The following is a 25107-nucleotide window of genomic DNA, read 5'->3' on the forward strand; positions in this document are numbered from 1 at the left end:
GTGGATTCACACAGGTAAGGGAAATTTTTGTATATTCAGCCTCCTTCTAAATTTAAAATGGATCATATGAAAAGGACCACTGTAGGGCTTGCGCCATTTTTTTCCCGTTGTGCCATCATCGCATCTGCTGTATGCCTGTTTTTAACGCCTGCCACCCGGGCTGCCGCGCCTTCTGATAGCGCCGCCTTATTAGGGCGCTGGGATCTGACCGTTTATGACGGGGGCAAAGAGGCGCCCTCCTGGCTCGAGGTGAGTCATTCAGGATTGCGTACCCTGGTAGGCCGTTTTGTAGCTACCGGCGGCAGTGCCCGTCCTATTTCCAGGATCAATTTTAAAGATGGGGTCATGAGCTTTTCTATTCCGCCCCAGTGGGAGCCGGAAGATAGGGACCTTACCGTTGAAGGCACCCTGCAGGGCGATAGCCTTAGCGGTACCTTAACCGCCAGCAACGGCAAACAGTATAAATGGGTAGGCCATCGCGCGCCCATTCTGCGCCGCGATGGTGAGCCGCAATGGGGGGAGACCATTGACCTGTTCAACGGTAAAGACCTGAACGGCTGGCACACCAAAGGCAAGAACCAATGGATGGCGGAATCCGGTATCCTGCGCAGCCCGCACTCCGGTTCCAATATCATTACAGATAGGGTATTCACTGATTTCAAACTGCATATAGAGTTCCGTTATCCCAAGGGCAGCAACAGCGGCGTTTACCTGAGAGGCCGTTATGAGCTGCAGATAGAGGACAGCAAAGGCATGGAGCCGCAACCTGGCCTGCTGGGCGCTGTATACGGTTTCATTACCCCTAACGAAATGGTGGCAAAAGACGCCGGCGAATGGCAGTCATATGATGTAACGCTGGTGGGTAGAACAGTGACCGTAGCATTGAACGGCAAAACAGTGATCTGCAGCCAGGTGATCCCCGGTATTACCGGCGGCGCGCTGGATAGCAAAGAAGGAGAACCGGGCCCTATCTATCTCCAGGGAGATCATGGTCCGATAGAATACCGTAATATCAAAATTACCCCCGCTAAATAAAAAACGACAAGTGGCGGCGTAGTTAAGCGCTGCCACTTGTTTAACGGCATTGATATACTCCAGCGGGCGGTTGCCGCACTGGAACATAGCGAAAAAAAACCGGCTGTTTGTACAGCCGGTTTTTTTATGAAAAGTAGTGAATGCAGCTTAGTGTTGCTTAGCCCACCAGATCGGCGTCAGGATGGCGTCGCCACCTGCGCCCAGGTTTTCCAGCGCTTGTTTATAACCGGTAGGGTTGCCATTTTGCAGGCTGCTCGGATATTTCAAACGTTGCGGGAAGAACTTGATGCTGCTGGTCATGTACGTGCTGCTGGTAAGCGCAGGCAGCGTCAGGATCGGTTTATCAACACCGGGGTTCTCGTAGAACGGTAAGCCCAGGCGGCGTTGATCGCTCCATGCTTCCAGCGGCAGCCAGGGCACTTGCGCAATAAATTTCTGTGTGATGATCTTGGTCAGATGGTCATTCCTGATAGCGCCGTTTTTATACAGCGTATTTACAGGGTAAGCCATTTGTGCAGTGCCGGCCGCGCCGTTATAACCATCTACATAGTTCACGGCATGCGTATTGCCTGGCTCAGTGGTATGGTTCCAGCTTACGGAAGTACCTGCGTTGTTGTAATCATTTGATGCCAGGTAGGCGCCCAGGTACTGGTCTACGCCCCAGTAATTGAAGCTGGCGGCTATGCCCGCCTCATAGGCTGCCTGTGCAGTCATTGGGCTGGTCCAGCCTTTTTCAGCGCCTTCAGCCAGCAGGAAATAAGTTTCCCAGGGGCCAAAGAAAATGCGCTGTGATAAGCTGTTACGGAAACGCAGCGCCAAACGGGGAGTAGTGCCCTCAAAGCCCCATAACAGGTTCTTGGCGCCCTTATCACCCCAGTCGCCGGTAGAATAGGCGTTCCAGGTGTATTTGGCATCCAGGTTGCCAAAGCCGGTCAGCTCACGCGTAGTGGTTTTAGCGCTGGTGGTCCAGCTGGGATATGCACAGAAATCCGGGTTATTATACTGGCCGGGAATAATGAAGGCCTTATATGCACGCGGATCGATCGTATTATGTAAGCCGTCAAAGAAGAAACCAGCGGTAGGGTCATTGGTCATGGTGCTGAAGTGATTCACGAACCTGCGGCCAGCCCAGTTGGCGGGTTTAATATAAGCGTCCAGGGAGTCTGGCAGCTGCGCTGCGGAGGTAATACCACCTAAACCAATATACAGGTTATTGAGGGTGGCAGACAGCATCTGCGCATTCCATTCGCGGCTCATTACGCCGCTCAGGTCATCCCATCCCTGTTTTTCCTGAACTTTAAAGATCTGGTCCGGTGTGGTCAGCAGATCCAGTTTAGCGGCTGCTTCATATTCCGTTTTTGCTTTCACCGCATCTACTTCAGACAGGCGGATCGCTAAACGCAGGCGCAGGGAATTGGCATAACGGGTCCATTTGTCATAATCAAACGCAAAGGCCGGATCATAATCCTTGAATTCAGGTGGATTCACCACGCTTTTATCAATGGCTGCCACTGCTTCCGTCAGTTCCTGCAGCGCAAAGTAGTATACATCTTTTACGCTCACAAACTCAGGGTTAGTACCCTGGCTGGTCTTAATGGCGACGGGGCCAAAGTTATCAGACATTTCAGTGAGCAGGTACGCGCGCCAGATGCGGGATACCTGCAGCAGGTTCTTGGTATATACTTCAACCGTGCCAGCGTCTATATTTTTTTGCGCTACTTCTATCGCCAGGTTCACGCCATTCAGCCAGCCGGCAACGCCATTATAATAAGCAGTCGTCCAGCCATCGTCATAGTCGCCGTCAGACAGGCCCCATTCCTGTTGCTGGTGGCCGCCGGTTTTCCAATACAGTACAAAAGAACGTTCTGCAATGTCTGGGTTCATTTGGGCGCCCATAATGGAGCCGTTCAGTGCATATTCTGCCACTACCTGGTCTTTGCTTACAGACTTTGGATCAGTAGCGAAGTCGTTAAACTTGGAGCATGACTGCATCATAAGACCTCCCATGAGCAATATGCTGGTATGTTTTATAATCGTTTTCATATAAATTCCTTTTTAAGCAATTAGAAACCAATGGATAAGTTAAACAGGAAGGTGCGGGTAGTAGGTACGCTGCCATTTTCAAAGCCTACTGCATTAGTGCCGGCTGCAAATACAGACTCCGGATCAATGCCGTGTACATGGCTGGAGATCATCCATACATTGCTGCAGGAGAAACCAATGGTAGCGCGCTGTACCGGCGTGCGGGACAGCAATTTGGAAGGCAGCGCATAAGACAGCTGCACATTCCTTAAACGGATGTTGGAAGCGTCATACAGGTTAGCTTCTACTATACCTACGTTGCCGGTGCTGATAGCAGCCCAGTAATCCTGGGGCGTAACGCTGGTCGTGTTGGGTTGATAGCTGCCTTTGTCTGCATCAAAATATACGCCGTCCACCAGGATATTATCACGTTTGCCATTCACTACGGTTTGTGCGCCGGTACCACTTTTTTGCATGCTGTTCAGGGTGCCTGCAAAGATCTTACCGCCAAAACGTCCGTCTACCTGGAAGCCCAGGCTAACGCCTTTATAGCTGAAGGTATTGCCTATGCCCAATAAGCTGCTGGCCTGCTGGTTACCCAGTCTTACGCTTTGGCTGCTGGCCAGCGGCTGGCCATTGCCATTTACAACGATCTTGCCATAGTACGGGCTGGCCGGATCTTCTACGCGTTGGTAGCCGGTACCCCATATTTCGCCATAGGTTTCACCGGCATTGGCGCGGATCTGTACGGCGTCATATCCACCCAGCGGATACACTTTCACATCGTCAGTTATATAATTAACCTTATTCCTGTTAGAGGAGTAATTCACGGTCATGTCCCAGTTCAGGCCACCGGCTACATTATCCAGGATCCGGCCATTCAGCATTACCTCAATACCTTTGTTCTCAATATCGCCGGCGTTCACTTTCCGGTAAACATAACCGCTCAGCGGGTCCATCGGCAGGTCAATGATCTGGTTAGTGGCGTTGGTCTTATATACGGCTACGTCAGCACCCAGGCGGTTGTTGAACAGGCGTACTTCAGCGCCCAGCTCAGTGGATTTGATCAATTCACTTCTTACATTAGGATCATACAGGGTATTCTTGTTCTTGATAACCAGGTGACCATTGGGATCCTTGGTTACGTCATACGTATTATACAGCTGGAATGGGTCCATATCGTTACCCACCTGTGCATAAGACGCACGTACTTTACCGTAGGTTAGCCAGGAAGGCAGATCGTTGCCCAGGCGCTGGAGCATTTCCGTTACTACCAAAGAGGTACTTACAGAAGGGTAGAAGAAGGAGCGGTTATCCGGGCTCAGGGCGGAAGACCAGTCATTACGGAAGGTTGCGTCCACAAACCAATAAGCATCCCAGTTTACGCCAAGGGTACCGTATACGGAGTTGATCCTTTTTTCTATGGCTACTTCGCGGATAGTGGCTGCAGATTTACCGTTGTTCACGGAGAAGAAATCCGGTATCTGCAGTTCGCCAACACCGTTTTCCAGCCTGTTCCTGGATTGTTTCATCAGGTTGCCGCCAATAGAGGCGCTACCACCCAGTTTGCCGAACAGGTTGTCTTTATGCGCGCTGATCAAAGCGCTGTAGTTAGCCTCTGTAAAAGTTTCCTTGCTCCTGCTGTAGCTGCCATTGGCAGGGGAGGGGCTGCCCGCATAACGTTTAGCCTCAAAATCAGTGCTGTAGATATCAGCGCCGCCCCTGATCTCTGCATTCAGCCAGGAAGTGAAGTCATATTTAATAGCGCCACTCATCAGGAAACGGTTACGTACGTCGTTATTCAGATCATACAAGGCTGCCCAGTATGGGTTCAGCTTAGTGCCGCTGCCCCACCATAACATTTTGCCATCGGGCCTTCTGGCTGCGCTGAAATCCTTGATATTCAGGTTCACAGGCATCATGTACATGGTATTGAAAGGGTTGCTGTCGTTATAACCATTCTGCGGACGGTTCTGCGCATCTGAATTGATGTACTGTACTTTGGTGTCGATCGTCCACCTGTTACCGGTACCAAAATGGGAAACCGCACGGGCAGTAAGGTTGGTCCTGGTCAGGTCACTGCCAGGGATAATACCCTTATCTGTCATACGGGTAATGGAAGAATAAACAGCGGTAGCATCAGTTACCTGCTGGCTAAAGGACAGCGTGTTTTTGATATTGCCGCCTTTACGCATATAGCTGCCCAGGTTATCGTAACCGGCCAGCTGCACTTGTTTTCCTTCCCAATCAGTTTCTGTCTGCCCGGTCATCTCAGGGCCCCAGCTGTTTTCATTCTGCGCGTTGAATACACCGCGGTCGCCTTGTGCAAAAGACTGCTGTACTTCCGGGTGAGTAAAGATCTCAGAAAAACCTAACTGTGTAGAATAGGTAAGGCCCAGGCCTTTCTGTTTTTTACCGCTTTTAGTCGTGATCAGGATAGCGCCGTTACCAGCACGGGATCCATACAGGGCCGCAGCAGCGGCGCCTTTCAGTACGCTCATGCTTTCAATATCGTCAGGGTTGATGTCAGACAGACCGTTACCCATATCCCTGCCAGGGTTATAGTAATCGGCATTTTTGCCCGGGTCGCCAATGAAGTTATCCAAAGGCATACCATCCACTACGATCAGCGGTTGGTTAGAGCCCGTAAGGGAATTAAAACCGCGCAGTACGATTTTGGAAGAACCCGCAGGGCCATTGCTGGAACGAACGATCTGCAGACCGGCTACCTTACCGGTTAAGGCATTGGTAACGTTGGTTTCTCTGGAGTTCACAAGCGCATCGCCGCCTACTTCCTGCAGGGCATAACCCAGTGATTTCTTTTCGCGCTTGATACCCAGCGCGGTTACTACTACTTCGCCCAGGTTCTTGTTGTCAACTGCCATACGGGCGTCTATTGCAGTTTGACCAGCTACTGCTATCTCTTGTGTGGTGAACCCGATCCCCGAAAGGACCAGTACTGCATTGGGAGCTACCTGCAGTGTAAATGTGCCGGCGCCGTTGCTTACAGCGCCATTGTTAGTGCCTTTTTCCAGAATGGTGATACCGGGTAAGGGATTGTTCTCGGCATCCCGCACGGTGCCGGAAACTGATTGCTTATTCTGCGCTACCACGCTGAGGTAGGCGCATACGAATAGCGATAAAAAGATGAGTAACCTCTTCATAGTACGTGTTTAATAGATTGATAATTATTAATTGGAGCTCTGTAAACAGAATATTTATCTACATTTTAATGGCATAAACAGGCATGTCCGTATATTATAGTAAATACACAGTTTCCCTGGTTGATGATAATAATAATTGTCCCTTTTTGCTTTTCCTATTTGTACGTGGTGTCTTTTTTGTTTTGTTGTAATTTCTCTTCTATCTTATCATGCTACGAATGTTTAGATTTTAGTTGAACAGTTTGCGTTTAACAAGGCTGATGAATTCCCGCTCAATATAAAAATCATAAAACGATTTAGCAAATAATATATTTGTACTATACGAACGTGTTATATATAAATGGTAATGCAATCGGGTGAAATTGTAAATAACATACCTTTTGGCCAACCTCCCCCTAACCTGCCACACGGAGAGCTCACCCCAAATATGGGATAAACCCAGCCGCCACATTCTTCAGCAGCTTCAATGTGTAAACCTATATCAGGACTAGACCCAGGACTAGACCACTAGACCTTTAGCTATAGATAACCCGTATATAACCGGTATATGACCCGTATGTAACCCGTATATAAGCCGTCTCTTTATAGATACGGGTTATATACGGGTTACTTACAGGTTAAATACCAATATACCAGGGGATGCCATGCCCCCCGCCCCGCTACCGTAATATCTTCCTATCCTCCCAGATACCCCAACATCTCCCTCTCCCTACCGCTCCTGTAATATTTTCCCATCCCTGTTGATTTTTAAAAAATAATTGTAGATTTGACAATATCATGTAAACGTTTTCACAATCCGTTCCACGAAAAACTGATCGCTTTGAAATCAGCTAAAAACGTAGCCAGCTTAAAAACCGTTGCCAGTCTTGCCGGGGTGTCCATCGCCACTGTATCCAGGGTGTTGAACGGTGATCCCGTGGTAAAGGACGAGACCCGCCTGGCCGTGCAAAAAGCGATCAAAACCTCCGGCTACCATCCCAACCGCGTAGCCCAGCGCCTGCGGTCAACCGTCCGCTCTAAAAAACTCATCGGCCTCCTTATCCCGGATATACAGAATCCCTTTTATGTGGATGTGATCAGGGGTATAGAAGAATATGCCTATGAAAACGGGTCGGCGGTAGTGATCGGCAATTTTTCCCAGGATCAGAAAAAAGAGAGACTATATATAGATATCCTCCGTTCAGAGTCTGTAGACGGTTTTATCGTGGCCCCTTCCCATGGAAAGGACCAGTACGTGGAATCCCTGATCGAAGATGGTTATGCGGTGGTATGTATAGACCGCGGCCTCACTAACCTGAATGTGGACGTAGTAAAGTCAGATAACGAAAAAGGCGCTTTCAACGCCGTAGAGCACCTGATCAAAATAGGTCACCGGCGCATTGCCCATATCACCGGCGACCCTTCCATTCCCACTACACAGGAGCGTATCGCAGGATACATGGCCGCCCATCAGCAATACGGTTTACCGGTAGATGAGGAAATTGTGCGCGGCAGGGCCTCCAACTTCGTAAGCGGCGTAGAGATCACCCGCGAGCTGCTGGAATTGCCCAACCGGCCTACCGCCATTTTCACTGCCAATAACCTGCTTACCCTGGGCGCCTTCGAGACCATCCTGCACCGGGAGCTAAAGATACCGGAAGATATAGCGGTACTTGGTTTTGACGATGTATACTGGGCTACCTCCCTTAACCCGCCGCTCACCGCTGTGCGGCAACATGGTTTTGAAATAGGCCAGCGGGCCATAGAGCTCCTGTACCAGCGTATAGAGCATCCTGATCGCTTGCCGGCCAATGTGATCGTAAAAACAGATCTGATGATCCGCAAGTCCTGCGGTTTTAAGTTACCATCAAAGACCTGATTGTTTTTGCTGGTATAATGTAAACGTTTTCAAATAGAATGTCAATTAGTTATGAATAGTGTCACCATCATAAATCCTGCTAAACTGGTCTTTGGAGAAAAGAGCTTTGAACAGTTTGTAACGGATTATATAGCGCTGGGTTTACAACGCCTCTACATCGTTTCTATACCACCGGTGATAGCACAGATCAGCGATGCATTGAAAACATTGCAGCAAAACGGGGTTACCATCGCTATAAATGGCAGCATCGCAGGAGAGCCTTCCTTTAACGACTTCGAAAAACTCTTACAGGAAGCCAGGGATTTTGAGGCGGACAGCGTTGTCGGCATAGGTGGCGGTAGCGTAATGGACGCCGCCAAGCTGGTGGCCGCACAGTTAAAGAATACCCAAACCACTGCGGAGGTAATAGGCATCCGTAACCTGAAACAGCGCACTACTTACATGGCCTGTATCCCCACCACTTCCGGCACAGGCAGCGAAGTATCACCCAATGCCCTTTTTGTGGATGATACGGGAGCCAAGGTAGGCGTTATCAGTCCCTTCCTGGTGCCGGATGCTGCTTACATAGACCCTGCCTTAACCGTGAGCCTGCCGGCTTCAGTGACCGCTTCCACCGGTATAGACGCCCTTACCCATTGCCTGGAGGCCTACGCCAATAACTTCGCGCACCCGGTCATTGACCTCATAGCGCTGGAAGGCGTACGGCTGGTAGCCAAATATCTGCGCCGTGCCTGTGAAAATGGCAATGATATGGAAGCAAGATCACAGGTGGCATTGGGCAGCATGTACGGCGGTATGTGCCTGGGCCCTGTGAATACGGCGGCAGTGCACGCGCTATCTTATCCGCTGGGTGTTTCTTACCATATACCGCATGGGCTATCCATCGCATTACTGCTGCCTTATGTAATGGAGTTCAACCTCAGCGCGGCGCCCGCACGGTATGCGCAACTGGCGCTGGCCCTGGGCGCAGAACCTGGCCAGTCAGAGGAGGAAACCGCCCGCCGTGGTATTATGCAGATCCGCCGGCTTATACGGGATTGCCAGTTACCGGCCTCCCTGGAAGAGCTGAACATCCCATACGATAGCATTGATAAAATGGCGGAGGATGCGCTCAAGATCCAACGCCTGTTAAAGAATAATGTAAGAGTGCTCACACAACAGGACGCGGCGGATATTTACCGCGCGGCCTTTAATAAAGTATATGAAAGCTCAGAAGAAATATAGTGGGGTAGTGGTGCCTATGATGACGCCCTTCACCGCACAGTCCACGATAGACGAAGCAGCGGTGCAGCGCCTGGTAGATCATATGATCGCCGGCAAAGCGCATCCTTTTATCCTGGGTACTACCGGCGAAGCCGCCTCCATTACCCGTACTGAAAAGAAAAAGCTGGTACAGGCAACCGTAAAAGCTGCAGCCGGCCGCTCACTGGTATATGCGGGTATTTCCAGCAACAGCCAGCAGGATTCTATAGAAGAAGGTAAGGCCTGGCATGATCTGGGCGCGGATGTGCTGGTGGCTACCATGCCATCCTACTACCCGGTAGAGCCGGCGCAGATGCGAAGGTATTTCGAAGAGCTGGCCAGCCAGCTACCCTGCCCGCTTATCATCTATAACATACCTGCTACCACCCATCTTTCCATACCTATTGAAATAGTAGACCAGCTAAGCGCCCACCCCAACATCGTGGGCTTTAAGGACTCTGAAAAAGGCGTGGAAAGGATCACCGCCGCTACCGCGTTATGGAAAGAGCGGCAGGATTTCTCCTACCTGCTGGGATGGGCCCTGATGTCCCAGTCTGCCCTGGAGCAGGGCGCAGATGGCATGGTGCCCAGCACCGGCAACCTGGCGCCGGCAGTATACCGCGCTATCTATGATGCGGTACTGGCAGGCGATACCGCCACAGCGGCAAAAGCCCAGCAAAAAGCGGATGCTATTTCTGAAATGTATCAAAAGAACAGGATCCTGAGCCAGTCCCTGGCTGCATTTAAAGTGATGCTGGCGGCCTATGGCCTTTGCGGGCCGGATATGCTGCCACCCCTGTACCGTATGCCGGAAGGAGAGGAGCAGCAACTGAAAACAGCAGTACGTACCGTGTTCGGTGATTTGAATCAAATAAACAGCGTTGGCAATGAATGAGCAAAGACCATTAATAGGTATTACCATGGGCGACCCGGCCAGCATTGGACCGGAGATTGCCGTAAAGGCTTTATTGAACGAAAAGATCCACGCCATATGCCGGCCACTGTTGGTAGGCGATGCAGGCGTGTTCCGCGATATCATTGCCCGCACCAGCCAACCGGCAACGGTGAATGCCATCAAACAGGTAAAAGACGCCAATTTTACCTTCGGCGTTATTGATGTGCTGGACCTGGAAAACGTGAACATGCAGGAGCTGCAATTTGGTCAGATCTCCGCCATGGCTGGCGATGCCGCTTTTGCATCCGTTAAAAAAGTAATAGACCTGGCCATGGCGGGCGAGATAGACGCCACCGTAACAGGCCCTATCAATAAAAAATCCATCAATGAGGCCGGCCACCATTTTGCGGGGCATACGGAGATCTACGCCCATTTTACCGGTACTAAAAAATACGCCATGCTGCTGGTAGAGGATCATTTAAAAGTGATCCACGTATCTACCCACGTATCCTTACGCCAGGCCTGCGACCTGGTAAAAAAGGACCGTATCCTTGAAGTGACAGAGCTGCTGCGTAATGGCCTTATACAACTCAATGAAACAAATCTGAAGATAGGCATAGCCGGCCTGAACCCGCATGCGGGCGATGCCGGCTTGTTTGGTACCGAGGACGATATGGAGATCCTGCCCGCTGTAGAAGAGGCCCGCCGCCTGGGGTATGAGGTAGATGGCCCCGTGCCGCCGGATACCCTGTTTGCAAAAGCAGCCACCGGTTATTATGGCGGTATTGTAGCCATGTATCATGACCAGGGACATATCCCCTTTAAACTCTCCGGGTTTAAGTGGAATGCGGAAAAACAGCAAATGGACAGCGTAAAAGGCGTAAACATCACCATGGGCCTGCCCATTATCCGCACCTCTGTGGATCATGGCACCGCATTTGAAATTGCCGGCAAGGGCATTGCCAGCGCAGATGCCATGGTGTTGGCCATCGAATCCGCCGTACAATTATCTAAAACCCGCGCTAAGTCATGATCGTAGTAATTGCAGATGACCTGACCGGAGCGGCGGAACTGGGCGGTTTTGCCCTCAGGTATGGGCTTACGGCGGAGATCACCACAAAAGTGAACCCGGCGTCTAAAGCAGACCTGCTCATCATTGCCACAGATACCCGCTCCCTGCCCAGGGAACAGGCAGAAGCGGTTACGGAGCAGGTGAGCAGCGAACTGGCCAGCCTTAAGCCCCGGCTTGTGTTTAAGAAAGTAGATTCTGTGCTGCGTGGCCATGTGCTGGCGGAGATCAATATACAGAAGGAGAAGCTGAACCTGCCCAAAGCGCTGATCGTGCCTGCTAATCCGGGCCTCGGGCGCACCGTGGTGGATGGCACCTACCTGCTGCATGGCAGCCCCCTGCATTTAAGCAGCTTTTCACAGGATCCGGAATTTCCTATCAGATCCTCCCTGGTGCCGCATATGTTGTACGCGGCGGATGGGGATGTGCAGGTGCTGAAAGTACATGAGCCCATGCCTGCCAAAGGTATCGTGGTAGGGGAGGTAAAGGATGCGGCAGACCTGGCAGCCTGGTGCAGTAAGGTAGATGAAGGCACATTGGTGGCCGGCGCCGCGGAGTTTTTTACCGCCCTGCTGGAATCTTTGCATATAAAACCTTCCATACCCGCAAATGGTATTGGCAAATTACAACTGCCGGCATTGATGATCTGCGGCAGCGCTTTTCATAAAAGCCGCGCTTTCATAGCGCAAATGAAACAGGAAGGGTTCCCGGTAAATTATATGCCGCCGGCGCTTATCCGCAGCGGCAAAACAAATGATCCTCTATTTATAGAATGGGTAGAGGATGCCATACAGAACCTGGAAACATTTGGTAAGGCCGGTCTGGCCGTACATCCGGATGTACAGGAAAACAGGCAGGATGCCCTTGTGATCCGTACCCTTATGGCAGAAGCAGCGGCCTGCATCAATAAGCATATGCATATTGAGGAGTTCCTGCTCGAAGGCGGTTCCACGGCAGCCGCAGTAATACGGCTGCTGAATATTAAAACGCTGTACCCGGTGGCGTCCCTGGCGCCCGGGGTAACCCGTATGCGTGTTAAAGGCAGCTATGACCTGTATCTCACGTTAAAACCCGGTAGCTATGAATGGCCACAGGCTTACCTGCTGCCCGGAAGGAAAAACGGCGCTGAACAGAAAACTGATTACTGAATTGTATTAATGCAATCAACATGAATTCGTCATTGCATTTCATTGACCACGTTATTATCGTCCTGTTACTGGCAACCACGATCTCTTTTGGGTTCCTGTTTGCCAAAAAACAAAAGACCAGCCAGAACTATTTCCTGGCCAAAGGCAAGGTACCTGCCTGGGCCCTGGGTATGTCCCTGCTGGCCACGCTGATCAGCAGTGTTACCTTCCTGGCTTATCCGGGTACGGGGTATTCGGCTAACTGGATCCTGCTGGTACAGGGGCTCATGGTACCCATCGTGCTTATCTGTGTGATCTGGTTCATAGTGCCGCTTTACCGGAAAGTGATCCGCCTCAGCACCTACGAGTATTTTGAAAGGCGCTTTGGTTCCTTTGCCCGGTATTACAGCTCCCTGGCCTTTGTGCTGCGGCAGTTCTCCGGCATGGGCACCGTGTTCTTCTTACTGGCCGTGGCGCTGCACAGCATCATGGGCGGCAATACCATGGTCATTATCCTGGTGGTGGGCGGTATCATTATCGCCGTAAACCTGCTGGGCGGGATAGAGGCGGTGATCTGGCTGGATGTTTTTCAGGGCTTTATGTTATTCATCAGTGGCATTATCTGCATATCCGTGCTGTTGTTTTCCGTTAAAGGCGGGTTGCCGGAAGTATGGAAGATCGCCTCCGCCAATGGCCGCACCGGCTTTGGACCCTATGATGCCAGCCTTACTAAACTTACTTTTTGGGTAATGGCTATTAACGGCGCCTTCTATGCCATACAGAAATACGGCACAGATCAAACAGTGGTGCAACGTTATTTAACAGCGCGTACGGATAAAGCGGCCATCAGGGCCTCTTTAATGGGCATACTGCTTACCGTGCCAGTATGGACCCTGTTTATGTTCATAGGCACCGCCCTGTTTGTGTTTTATACGCAGAACCCGCTGCCGGCAGATATGCGCGCGGATGGTGTGTTCCCTTATTTTATCATGACCCGCCTGCCGGCCGGCGTGGTAGGCATTATCATAGCCGCCATGATCTCCGCTGCTATCTGCAGCCTTAGCGCAGACCTTAACTCACTGGCAGCCGTAGGGGTAGAGGATTATTATAAGAAGATAAGACCCGGCCGAGAGGACAAAGAATACCTGAAGGCCGGCAAAATGCTGGTAGTGGTATCCGGCCTCCTTTCTATCCTCATTGCCATGTTCTACATCAATGCGGGTAATGAAGGCGTGCTGGGTATTGTATTCACGCTCTATGCCATCTTCTCCGGCGGTATCGTGGGTATCTTCCTGTTAGGCCTGTTAAGCGCCCGGGCCAATAACCAGGGTATTACCATTGCCATTATTGTCTGTATCCTGTTCACTGCCTACGCTTTCCTTACCTCTACCGCTATTGGCATAGGGGAACATAAAACATTATTACTGGACCTGGGTAAATACAATTTTACACATAATAAGCTCATGCTGGGCGTATACAGCCACCTGATTGTCATTGGCGTAGGATATGTGGCCAGCCTGTTTTTTCCAAAACCGGACATAGATAAAAGCCTGTTATACAGCGGCTGGAAAGAAACGCGGCATATCAAAGAGCCGCAACCGGTGTAAGAACGGACCATATTCACCATCTTAATCATAACACTATGCACACTGTTTATTTGCTTTATTGGCAATTTTTCTAAGCAGTATTCATAAAGAAAGTTTTCACAGAAGTATCCAATCTTTTTTCATTTAAAAAAATACTGCGTTATGAAAAACAGATCAGCCCTGCTGTACTTAATTACATTATCGCTGCTATGCTGTTATACTGGTCTGATGGCACAGCAAAAAACTGTTACGGGAAAAATTACTGACCAGATCTCTAAACAGCCCTTACCGGGCGCCACTGTTAATGTAAAAGGTACCTCCCAGGGGGTAGCGGCAGATGTTAACGGCGTTTTTTCTATTCAGGCAGGGCCATCTGCCATACTGGTTGTAAGCTATATGGGCTACGGCACCCAGGAGATCACCGTGGGCAACCAGTCCAGTATTAACATTGCGCTGAGCAATTCCATCTCCAATGTGAACGAGATCGTGGTGGTGGGCTATGGCCAGGTAAAGAAACGGGACCTTACCGGCTCCGTGGTATCCATTAAGGGAGATGAGGCCGTAAAAGTGCCGGCCGGCAATGCCATAGAAGCCTTGCAGGGCAAGATCCCCGGGGCGGATATCTACCGGGATAACGGTTACGCCGGCGGCGGCTCCAACTTCCGCATACGGGGTACCCGCTCTATTGCCAACCCGGGCGCTTCCAATAACGTGCTCTATATCGTAGATGGGGTACAGGGTTTTACTATGTCAGACATTGACCCTAACGATATCCAGTCTGTGGATGTGCTCAAAGATGCATCCTCCACCGCCATTTATGGTTCCCGCGGCGCTAACGGCGTGGTGATCATCACCACCAAAAGAGGCGCTACCGGTAAGCCTAAACTTACTTTCAGCTCTTATGCCGGCGTATCAGACGTATCCAAATACGGCCGTATGAAAACCGGTCCGGAATACATTGCTTTTAAACGGGAAGCCTATCGTGCGGTGGGCACCTGGGCCAGCCCGGCAGATGATGATAAGATCTTTAATCCGCAGGAGCTGAACGCTATACAAAATCAACAATACATCAACTGGCCGGACCTCCTGCTGCACCATGGCGCACAGCAGAACTACCAGGTAGGCGTATCCGGTGGCACAGAAAGGACCAAGATCTATTTCTCCGCCGGTTACTATCACGAAAAAGGCATCCTGAAAATGGATGGTTATAAACGTTACAGCACCCGCTTTAATATAGACCAGACCATCAATAACTGGTTAAAAGTGGGCATCAGCTCCCAGTTTGCTTATATAGATAATGATACCCGCCGTGATCCCTTCAACCAGGCGACTAAAGCCCTGCCTTTAGGCCTGCCATTCGATTCCGCGGGCAATATAGTGGTGTACCCGGTGGGGGGCACCCAAATGAGCCCCCTGTCTGATGAGCAGCCGGGCCAATGGGACGCCAATACTAAAACACAACGTTTTTCAGGCGCTGCTTATGTGGAGCTAACGCCGCTGAAAGATCTTAATATCCGCTCTACTTTTACCACCACCCAGAGCGGTACTACCGCCGGCCAGTTTTATGGCAAGTCTACCATTATCGGTAACAATGCCACTTCCCAGGCTATGATCAACAATAGCTCATTCAGCTTCATCAGCTGGGAAACACAGGCTAACTACCACAAAGAGGTAAAGGATCACAGCCTGGATGTTACCGGTGTGGTTTCCTATAACCAAACGGTAAATACGAGCAACTACGCCCTTGGCAAGAACCAGACCTTCCCTTCCCAGTCCTGGTACAACCTGGCGGGCGCTACCCAGTCTCCGCAATACGGTAGCGGGTATAACAAATTTGCTTTGTTATCATTCACCGGCCGTATCAACTATAGTTACCTGGGCAGGTACCTGCTTACCCTTACCGGCCGTAGTGATGGTTCTTCCAAACTGGCGCCTGGTCACAAATGGGCTTTCTTCCCCTCTGTGGCAGCCGGTTGGCGCATCAGCGATGAATCCTTCATGAAACAGCAGGGCATTTTCAGCGATCTTAAATTAAGGGCCAGCTGGGGTATCTCCGGTAACGATGTGATAGCGCCTTATGCTACGCAAAACTCCCTTTCTGTGATACCGTTCACCTATGATGAGGCCAACCAGGTGGCTGCCTACGGCATCAATGCGCAGATCGCCAATCCTAACCTGAGCTGGGAGCTTACCGCTACTACAGATATCGGCCTGGATTTCAGCATACTGAAAGACAGGATCAACGGCTCTGTGGATTATTATGATGCCCGCACTTACGATCTTATTTTTCCCTATACCTTACCCAGCTCCACCGGCGTGGGCACCATTAACCGGAATGTGGGCAAAACCAGGAACAAGGGCGTGGAAGTAAGCCTTACCACTAATAATATCGTTACCTCCGCTTTCCGCTGGAGCACCAATATCTCCTGGGCCAGGAATAAGGAGGAGATCACAGAGCTGCCAAACGGGAACGTGATCAGCAGCGACTACCGGCAGTCATTGATCTTAGGCCAGTCGCCTACTATCTATTATGATTATAAAAAGCTGGGCATCTGGCAGCTGGGCGAAGAAGCAGAGGCGGAGAAATACCAGGCCAAACCCGGAGATATCAAGATCGCGGATATTTCAGGGCCTGATGGTAAACCGGATGGTAAGATCACCGCTGCGGACCGTACCATCATCGGCACCCGGGTACCTAAATGGACCGGTGGCATCAGCAACAGCTTCAGCTATAAGAACTTTGACCTGGATATTCAGATCATTGCGCGTATAGGCCAGTGGATGAGCTCTGACTATTACGCCAAATACTACCGTAACGGTTCCCAGAACGGGTCTGCTATGGATTACTGGACGCCGGAAAACCCAACCAACGCGTATCCCCGTCCTAGCGCCACCGGTAGTTCTTCCTACATCACCACGCTCACGGAGTATCAGAACTCCTATGCAAAGCTTAGGAACGTAACATTGGGATATACGCTGCCCAAAACATTTACCAACCGGGCAAAGATCGAGCGCGTAAGGATCTACGTATCCGGTAAGAACCTTGCCTTTATTGCCAAGAACAAGGATTTTGACCCGGAAAGCGAAGGCATCATAGACCAGCCTTTGAGCAAATTATACGTAGCCGGTTTGAACGTTACTTTCTAACTATTAAATCAAGTACCATGCAACAGCATATCAATAAAATAGTGCTTTTGATACTGGTGGTAACCGCTGCCTCCTGTAAGAAGCAGATCGAAAATGAATTTAACCCCGGCGGGGCCACTGTGGAGAGTTTGTTTAAAACGCCGGAGGGATTTGAATCTGCCGTGAACGCCACATACACCTATAACCGCAGCATGTATGGCAAGGAAGAGGGCTTTGCCATGCTGGAGGCCGGCACAGATATATGGACCAATGCCGCGTTAAATGGCAACACCGGCGTAAACGGTATCTTCCCCAATACGCCGCTTACCACTTATCAGGCATTGATCTCAGACAATATCTGGATAAACAACAACATGTGGGTACCCTGTTACGCCGCTATCAACCTGTGTAACACGGCACTGAAGCATATAGACGAAGCCGGTCTGAACCCCGCCAGGAAACCCATCCTGGAAGCGGAGCTGCGTTTTATGCGCGGCTGGTACTACTGGATGCTGGTAGAAACTTTTGGGGATGTGAACTTTACCCTGGAGGCTACAGAAGGCATGGTGACCACCGCCAACCGCACGCCCGCCGCTACTGTATACGAGCAGATCTTTAAGGATGTGGAGTTTGCTGCAGCCAACCTGCCCACCACCACGCCGGACTATGGCCGCGTAACTAAACCTGTTGCAGAAGCCTTTCTCGCCAGGTTACACCTTACCCGCGGCAACAACCAGGCTGCCAGCAATTACGCCCTCAGTGTGATCAAAAACTACAGCTACAGCTTATTGCCCAATTATTCAGACCTGTGGAAAATAGAGAACGAAAAGAACAACGAAGTGATATGGGCGGTAACCTACTCTAATAACTATGCTTTAAACGGAACCGGTAACAACGCGGGGCATAGTGTGTTCATCATGGACTATGCAAGCCTGCCCGGTATGACGCTGGATCTGGCCAATGGGCTCAACTATGAACGCTGGATGCCTACCCTGTTCTTGTTGAACCTGTATGATGAGCGTTATGACGGCCGTTTTGCGGCTAGCTTTAAGAGCACCTGGATCGCTAATAATGAGAAAACGCTGCCTAAATGGACGGCCGCAGATCATGCCCAGAACCCGGAGCTGACAACTGATGCGCTGAAATTTACCGTGGGGGATACTGCCGTATTTGTGTCCAAATACCCGATTGATGACCAGCTGCAGAAATACAGCCTCCGTTACCGCTACAAGACCTATGACCGGGATGATGTATATGGCGCGGACGGTACGCCTAAAGACCGCTTCCACTACTTCTCCCTGCGTAAGTTCGAAAATCCAAACCGCACTTCCGCCTCAGATCAGCAAAGCTCCCGCAATGTAAACATCTTCCGCCTGGCAGAGATGTACCTCATTGTAGCAGAGGCGCAGTTTAAACTGGGCAAGCTGGATTCTTCTGCCATGTACCTGAACGATATCCGTAAAAGGGCTGCGCTCCCCGGCCACGAGACAGATATGAACGTACTGCCTGCCGCCATTACCCTGGATTTTATCCTGGATGAGCGCGCCCGTGAGCTGGCCGGCGAAGAGCTCCGCTGGTTTGACCTGAAACGTACCGGCAAGCTGGTAGAGCGGGTAAAACTCCATAACCCGGATGCTGGCGCCTATATAAAACCATTCCACGTGCTGCGGCCCATACCGCAGGCACAATTGGATGCCGTTACCAATAAAGGGGAATTTACCCAGAACGATGGTTACTAACAGACAGATTAATACTTAATAGCATTTTATATGAAAAGGATCTTATTGCAGGCGGTGACCGTTACGTGTTTGACCGGTTTTACAATGTCCGCGCGGGCGCAATACCCCGTTATCCCGCATTCGCTGGAGGACTCTGCCAACGCCAATATGGCGCAGTTTGCCAAGGCTTCAGATGAGGCCTGGGCCAAGGCCCTGCCCATCATTGAGGCAGAGGCCAAACTAGGTAAACCTTATATCCCCTGGGCTGAAAAGCCGGAGGATCTGCCGCAGGCTAAGATCCTGGCCTTCCCCGGTGCGGAAGGAGGCGGCGCCTACACTTTTGGCGGCCGTGGCGGTAAAGTATATGTGGTGACCAGCCTGGCAGATAGCGGTCCCGGCACCTTCCGCGAAGCCTGTGAAAAAGGCGGCGCCCGTATCGTGATATTTAACGTGGCCGGTATCATCCACCTTAAAAGCCCGGTAAGCATCAGGGCGCCTTATATCACCATAGCAGGGCAAACCGCTCCGGGTGATGGTGTTTGTATCGCCGGCGAATCCGTATGGATAGACACGCATGATGTAGTGATCCGCTATATGCGCTTCCGCCGTGGCGCCAGCGATGTTACCCGCCGTGATGATGCGCTGGGTGGCAATGGCGTTGGTAATATCATCATAGACCACGTATCCGCCAGCTGGGGGCTGGATGAGAATATGTCCATGTACAGGCACGTATATGAGCGCAACGGGGCCAAACCACAAAAGCTGCCTACGGTGAACGTGACCATCCAGAACTCTATCTTCTCTGAGGCCCTGGATGTGTACAACCACGCCTTTGGCAGCACCATCGGCGGCCTTAACAGCACTTTTATGCGTAACATGTGGTGCAGCAACATCAGCCGTAACCCTTCTATTGGTATGTATGGCGATTTTGGCTTTGTGAACAACGTGGTGTTCAACTGGTGGAACCGCAGTGCAGATGGCGGCGACCATCGTTCTAAATTCAATTTCATCAACAACTATTTCAAACCGGGCCCTATTACGCCGCTGGATAAACCCATTGGCCACCGTATCCTGAAGCCGGAATCCAACCGGGATAAGAATGATGCGGACCATTTTGGCCAGGCCTACGTAGCCGGTAATATCATGGAAGGTAATGATGCGGTAACAAAGGATAACTGGGCCGGTGGCGTACAGGTACGCGAAATGCCCGATGCTGGTGAGTTCACCAAAAGTATCCGGGTGAACGAACCTTTCCCTATTGCCAAATTCCCCATCATGACGGCTAAGGAATCATTTAGCTATGTGCTGGAGCATGCAGGCGCTACCTTGCCTAAAAGGGATGCGGTAGATAAAAGGGTGGCAGAGCAGGTACGTACCGGCAAGATCCTGTATAAGGATAATGCACAGCCCAGCGCTCCCAGCAAATACATTAAACGCCGCCTGCCGCCGGATTCCTACAAGCTGGGTATCATCACTGATCCCAACCAGGTAGGCGGTTATCCGGATTATAAAGGCACGCCCTATAAGGATGCAGATAATGACGGCATGCCCGATAGCTGGGAAAAACAACATCACTTAAACCCTAACGATGCCGCAGATGCGGTAGCGGACCGGGATAAGGATGGGTATACTAATATAGAGGAGTTCATTAATAGTGTAACTGCAGGTAAATAAGCTACAGCAGATGCAGATAGAGAACAGGCGGGCCATATAAGCCCGCCTGTTTTGTTTGTTATATTATTGCAGAGCCTGTAATATCCGCCCGCCAATGGGGGCTACAGGGGTATGCGTAAATCTAACATCATCGATTAAACGCCGGTGAGAAATGTATGGAAAAATATTTTCATGTGGCTGGATCGCTTTGCCAGCCCCATTTCGCAGCTACTAAAAAAAGATTTGCCATCACGCCTTTTGTTCTATATTTAGGTAATCTTAACTACATATATATGAAAGTAGATATTTCCAAAGTACTCCAGAAAAGAAAGAAACAGATCTTAGAATTGTGGATGAAGAACCAGCTGGCGAATGAAACGCTCCGCGAAGACCTCATGAGCAATGACGAGCTGCGGATCCAGTCGGAGGAATTACTGGATGCATTGGTAAATGCGGTGAATGACCGGAACTTAGCGGATGCCCAATCCGGCGATTTTGACACCGTTATAGAAATACTGTCAGGCATTTCTATCTCCCGCGCCCGCCAGGGATACTCTCCCCGCGAGACCGGAGTATATATATTCAGCCTCAGGGAAGCGCTGTTACAGACACTGCAGGATGAGCTCAAGAATGATGCTGTTACCCTGTTAGCGCTGACCATGAAAGTAAACAAGCTCATAGATAGCTTTGGCGTAAACACTTTTGAGACCTTTATTAAAGGGAGGGAAGAAGTGATCCTGCGCCAGACAGATGAGATAACAGAAATATCTACGCCCGTTACCCGCTTATGGGATGGCATCCTGGCCTTGCCTATCATCGGCACCCTCGATAGCGCCCGCACACAGGTAGTAATGGAAAACCTGCTGCAGGAAATAGTGGAGACGGGTAGCAGCATCGCCATCCTGGATATCTCCGGCGTACCGGCCGTAGATTCCCTGGTAGCCCAACACCTTATAAAGACCATCAGCGCCACCCGCCTAATGGGCGCGGAGTGTATCATTAGCGGTATCCGTCCTGAAATTGCACAAACCGTGGTGCACCTGGGTATTGATCTCTCCAATATTATTACAAAAGCCACACTTGCCAGCGCTTTGAAACATGCCTTTGGTATGCTGCAGTTAGAGGTGAGAAAATCAGTGAAGGAAAAAACCAGCTTATAACCCGTTATGGATAGAATACCTGTTTTACAAATGGGCAAATTCCTGCTGGTAACTATTCAGGTGGATTTGTATGACCGTTTGGCGCTAAATTTGGAAAGTGATCTTGTGCAAATGGTGAATAAGACCGGTGCAAGAGGCGTATTAATTGATATTTCCGCACTGTCCATAGTGGACTCATTTATGGGACGTATCATTGGTAATATCGGCAGTATGAGTAAGATCATGGATGCTGAAACAGTAGTAGTAGGCATACAGCCAGCCGTGGCTATCACGCTGGTGGAGTTAGGTCTGGAGCTGAAAGGCGTAAGTACTGCCCTGAATGTGGAGAAGGGAATGGCTTTGTTAAGGAGAAAAATCGGTTCTTTCGAGGACACACAGGAGGAAGAACACGATGATAATAGTGTTGAGTAAAGATACGATGGCCATACAGAAAGAACAGGATGTAGTCCCCTTCCGCAACCGCGTAAAGGAATACGCAGTAAAGATAGGTATGAGCCTGGTGAACCAGACCAAACTGATCACCGCCGCCTCAGAGCTGGTGCGTAATATGCTTAAATATGCGAACGGGGGTTATACCCTCATTGAAATTGTAAGCAAAGGCAGGGAAAATGGTATACGGCTTTCATTCGTGGATAAGGGCCCGGGTATTAAAGACATTCAGCTGGCCATGAAAGATGGCTATTCTACCGCCAAAAGCCTGGGATTAGGATTGCCGGGAGCAAAACGGCTGGTAAGTGAATTTGATATCAGGAGCTCAGAGAAAGGCACCACCGTAACGATCACAAAATGGAAAAATGGTTAGTGCTGTACATCTGCGCTTTAATGCATCCGACCGTAGCTACTTCGCCATCATCAAAAAAGAGATCCACGCCCTGGCCGTAAAAGCAGGGTTTACCGCAAAAAGGATAGGGGAGATAGATATTATCATATCTGAAATGGTCTCCAATCTTTCTAAACATGCAGTGGACGGAGAGCTATTTGTAAAACCGGTAGAAGAGGAAGGTATTCAGGGAATGGAGATCATTTCCATCGATAACGGGCCGGGCATCAACGATGTACCACGCATGATGGCCGATGGAATGTCTACCACCAATACGCTTGGCCATGGCCTGGGGGCGATCCGCCGCCTGTCAGATAAGTTCCAGGTGTATTCCCGTAAAGACTGGGGCACGGTATTGTATTGTACTGTTTATAATGAGGCATTGCCGTCTTTTACAAAGCCAAAGAAAATAGAGATCAGGTCCCTGATCGTGCCTAAGACCGGAGAAACAGACTGTGGCGACGGGTTTTATGCAAAAGTATCCAAAGATCATATCAAGCTATTTCTGGGAGATGGCCTGGGGCATGGCAAAGACGCACAGGTTGCCGTACAGGCAGCCATAGAAGCCTTCAGAAGCTGCCCGGAAAACAGCCCCCGGGAAACCCTGCGGTTTATGCACGCCGCGGTAAAGAAAACCAGGGGATTGGTAGGCACCGTGGTGATCTTTGATCTACAGGAGCGCAAATGGTCTATCTGCGGTGTTGGCAATATCTTTAGCCGGCTGCAGGGCGCATCCGTATCAAAGAATTATGTAGCGCACAACGGCATCATCGGGCTAAATATTCCCAATACCATGCGGGATGAAGAAGTGGCTTATGAAAGAGGACAAACGGTGATCATGTGCAGTGATGGTATAAAAACACGTTGGGACCTGCTCCGGTATCCCGGTATTTTTCGTTGTGATCTTGCTTTTGTAGGCGCCGCTTTATTCAAGGACTTTGCACGTAATACAGATGACATGGCAATTGCTGCTTGTAAAATAAATGTATAGCCCATGCAGGAACTGGTAAAAGTTACGTTAAATAACGAAATGGATCTTATCCTGGCGCATAAGCGGTCCATGAAGCTGGCGGAGTTGGCGGCCCTTTCCCTTTCTGCACAAACTACTTTTGCCACCGCAGTGTCCGAAGTATCCAGGAATGCCATTGATCACGGGAAGAACGGTTACCTGGTTTTAAGCATATCCACAGATAAAAGGGAAAAATACATCGTTGCCCGTATCACAGATGAGGCCCATGTTACCCAGAAAGGCAACCAGGGTTTGGAATATGCCAAGCGCCTGGTGAATAAATATAATATCACTACCGCCGGCGACCAGACTTCCGTAGAGCTTTATTATTCCATCCCTTCCTCTGAAAAACTGGATATAAAGAAAATAGACGAATGGCGGAACATGTTCCGCAACGAGCCGCCCATCTCCCCCTACGAAGAGATCAAACGCAAGAACGAACAGCTGCAGGAACTGGCCCAGAAGCTACAGGAAAGCGAAGGGCAGTATAAGACCCTTACCAACGCACTGCCTATCATCATTTTTTCATTGAACCTCCAGGGACAGCTCATCTATGCCAACGATTGGTTATACCAGTTTACCGGGCATACCATAGAGCAGTTGAATGAGACCCGCTGGCGCGATGTGGTGCACCCTGTGGACTACGATGCGTTTAACCTGCTGTTCACGCATAGCATAGCGGCAGGAGCGGCCGTGGTAAAAACACAGTGCCGGTTGCGGCATAAGCATGATGATGATTACTGCTGGCACTTGGCAGCTATCTCTCCACTGCGGGATGAAAAAGGGACTTTATTATATTGGATAGGATACCTGGTGGATATTAATGCCCAGAAAGCGATAGAAGAAACCCTGCAGAATAATAAAGAGCTACAACAGGCCCAGCAACAGTTAAAAGAGAACCAAACCGTACTGGAAGATAATATATCCGCCCTTAACCGCAGTAACCAGGAGCTGCAGCAGTTTGCCTTTATCGCCTCCCATGACCTGCAGGAGCCTATACGTAAGATCAGCTTTTATAGCGATTACTTCCTCAATAAGTATGTAGACAGGATAGATGAAAAAGGTAAGGACTATTTGAAAGGCATGCTATCCGCCTCTCACCGCATGCGCAACCTGATCCATGACCTGCTGGCCTTTTCCCAAGTGGAGAAAAAGGAGCTGGAATACCGGCGTATAGACCTGAACAGGGTGATCAGCGATACGCTGCAGGATCTGGAGATGATGATCCGCGAAAAAGGCGCTGCTATAGATATAGCGCCCCTGCCTTCTATAGACGCGGATGAAAGTATGCTGCGCCAGCTGTTTGCCAACATCATCAGCAACTCGCTCAAGTATGCCAAAAAAGACCAGGCGCCGCTGATACAGGTCTCCAACTGGCGTAATGACCAATACCTGGAAATTGCCATCAAGGACAACGGGATCGGGTTTGATGAAAAATACCTGCCTAAGATGTTCACGCTGTTTCAACGCCTGCATAGCGGTGATAAATACAAAGGCACCGGCCTGGGACTGGCCATCTGCCGCAAGATCGTATCCCTGCACAATGGAGCTATTACCGCCTCGGGGAAAGAGAATGAAGGCGCCACGTTTAAGATTACCTTACCACTTAATCAATAGTACCGT

At 50.3% G+C, this 25107-nt stretch carries 17 protein-coding genes; 15 read left to right on the forward strand and 2 right to left on the reverse strand.

Annotation, left to right across the window (positions count from 1 at the left end; genetic code table 11):
- Window positions 1–66: 66 nt before the first annotated feature.
- Complete coding sequence (locus tag F0L74_RS15595; protein ID WP_149838841.1) at window positions 67–1035, forward strand: 3-keto-disaccharide hydrolase; 969 nt, start codon at window positions 67–69, stop codon at window positions 1033–1035.
- Between the two features lie 147 nt (window positions 1036–1182).
- Here the strand turns inward: F0L74_RS15595 and F0L74_RS15600 are convergent, their stop codons facing one another.
- Window positions 1183–3078, reverse strand: a complete 1896-nt coding sequence (locus F0L74_RS15600; RefSeq protein ID WP_149838842.1) for a SusD/RagB family nutrient-binding outer membrane lipoprotein — start codon at window positions 3076–3078, stop codon at window positions 1183–1185.
- A 20-nt stretch (window positions 3079–3098) separates the two neighbouring features.
- Entirely contained in the window at window positions 3099–6221 is a 3123-nt protein-coding gene (locus F0L74_RS15605) for a SusC/RagA family TonB-linked outer membrane protein (protein WP_149838843.1), read from the reverse strand.
- Window positions 6222–7041: 820 nt separating this feature from the next.
- On the opposite strand from F0L74_RS15605, the gene F0L74_RS15610 reads away from it, so the two are divergent.
- The 14 genes from F0L74_RS15610 (at window position 7042) to F0L74_RS15675 (ending at window position 25101) form a co-directional block, all read left to right on the forward strand.
- Window positions 7042–8079 (forward strand): LacI family DNA-binding transcriptional regulator, encoded by a 1038-nt coding sequence (locus tag F0L74_RS15610; protein ID WP_149838844.1) that lies wholly within the window; start codon window positions 7042–7044, stop codon window positions 8077–8079.
- Between the two features lie 51 nt (window positions 8080–8130).
- The gene (locus tag F0L74_RS15615) at window positions 8131–9303 is read left to right on the forward strand and encodes an iron-containing alcohol dehydrogenase (RefSeq protein ID WP_149838845.1); all 1173 of its coding nucleotides are present in this window, start codon (window positions 8131–8133) and stop codon (window positions 9301–9303) included.
- Window positions 9281–10216: a dihydrodipicolinate synthase family protein gene (locus tag F0L74_RS15620; RefSeq protein ID WP_149838846.1), complete on the forward strand. Its 936-nt coding sequence runs from the start codon at window positions 9281–9283 to the stop codon at window positions 10214–10216. The genes F0L74_RS15615 and F0L74_RS15620 overlap by 23 nt, the downstream gene beginning before the upstream one ends.
- On the forward strand, window positions 10209–11249 hold the full coding sequence (gene pdxA, locus F0L74_RS15625; RefSeq protein ID WP_149838847.1) for a 4-hydroxythreonine-4-phosphate dehydrogenase PdxA: 1041 nt from the start codon (window positions 10209–10211) through the stop codon (window positions 11247–11249). Before F0L74_RS15620 ends, pdxA begins: the two co-directional genes overlap by 8 nt.
- A complete protein-coding gene (locus F0L74_RS15630; protein ID WP_149838848.1) occupies window positions 11246–12433 on the forward strand; it encodes a four-carbon acid sugar kinase family protein in 1188 nt (395 codons plus the stop codon). The genes pdxA and F0L74_RS15630 overlap by 4 nt, the downstream gene beginning before the upstream one ends.
- A 20-nt stretch (window positions 12434–12453) precedes the next feature.
- A complete protein-coding gene (locus tag F0L74_RS15635; RefSeq protein WP_149838849.1) occupies window positions 12454–14019 on the forward strand; it encodes a sodium:solute symporter family protein in 1566 nt (521 codons plus the stop codon).
- 141 nt (window positions 14020–14160) lie between these two features.
- Window positions 14161–17145, forward strand: a complete 2985-nt coding sequence (locus tag F0L74_RS15640; protein WP_149838850.1) for a SusC/RagA family TonB-linked outer membrane protein — start codon at window positions 14161–14163, stop codon at window positions 17143–17145.
- A 17-nt stretch (window positions 17146–17162) separates the two neighbouring features.
- Window positions 17163–18863, forward strand: a complete 1701-nt coding sequence (locus F0L74_RS15645; protein ID WP_149838851.1) for a RagB/SusD family nutrient uptake outer membrane protein — start codon at window positions 17163–17165, stop codon at window positions 18861–18863.
- A gap of 30 nt (window positions 18864–18893) precedes the next feature.
- Window positions 18894–20516 carry a pectate lyase family protein gene (locus F0L74_RS15650; protein WP_149838852.1) on the forward strand — a complete coding sequence of 541 codons (1623 nt, stop codon included), beginning with the start codon at window positions 18894–18896 and terminating at the stop codon, window positions 20514–20516.
- A 272-nt stretch (window positions 20517–20788) separates the two neighbouring features.
- Window positions 20789–21655, forward strand: a complete 867-nt coding sequence (locus F0L74_RS15655; RefSeq protein ID WP_149838853.1) for an STAS domain-containing protein — start codon at window positions 20789–20791, stop codon at window positions 21653–21655.
- Between the two features lie 6 nt (window positions 21656–21661).
- A complete protein-coding gene (locus F0L74_RS15660; RefSeq protein WP_149838854.1) occupies window positions 21662–22066 on the forward strand; it encodes an STAS domain-containing protein in 405 nt (134 codons plus the stop codon).
- On the forward strand, window positions 22047–22457 hold the full coding sequence (locus F0L74_RS15665) for an anti-sigma regulatory factor (protein ID WP_149838855.1): 411 nt from the start codon (window positions 22047–22049) through the stop codon (window positions 22455–22457). The genes F0L74_RS15660 and F0L74_RS15665 overlap by 20 nt, the downstream gene beginning before the upstream one ends.
- The gene (locus tag F0L74_RS15670; RefSeq protein WP_149838856.1) at window positions 22450–23466 is read left to right on the forward strand and encodes a SpoIIE family protein phosphatase; all 1017 of its coding nucleotides are present in this window, start codon (window positions 22450–22452) and stop codon (window positions 23464–23466) included. The genes F0L74_RS15665 and F0L74_RS15670 overlap by 8 nt, the downstream gene beginning before the upstream one ends.
- 3 nt (window positions 23467–23469) lie before the next feature.
- Window positions 23470–25101, forward strand: a complete 1632-nt coding sequence (locus F0L74_RS15675; RefSeq protein ID WP_149838857.1) for an ATP-binding protein — start codon at window positions 23470–23472, stop codon at window positions 25099–25101.
- Window positions 25102–25107: the final 6 nt, after the last annotated feature.

Source organism: Chitinophaga agrisoli, from assembly GCF_008386695.1.
Classification (GTDB): Bacteria; Bacteroidota; Bacteroidia; order Chitinophagales; family Chitinophagaceae; genus Chitinophaga; species Chitinophaga agrisoli.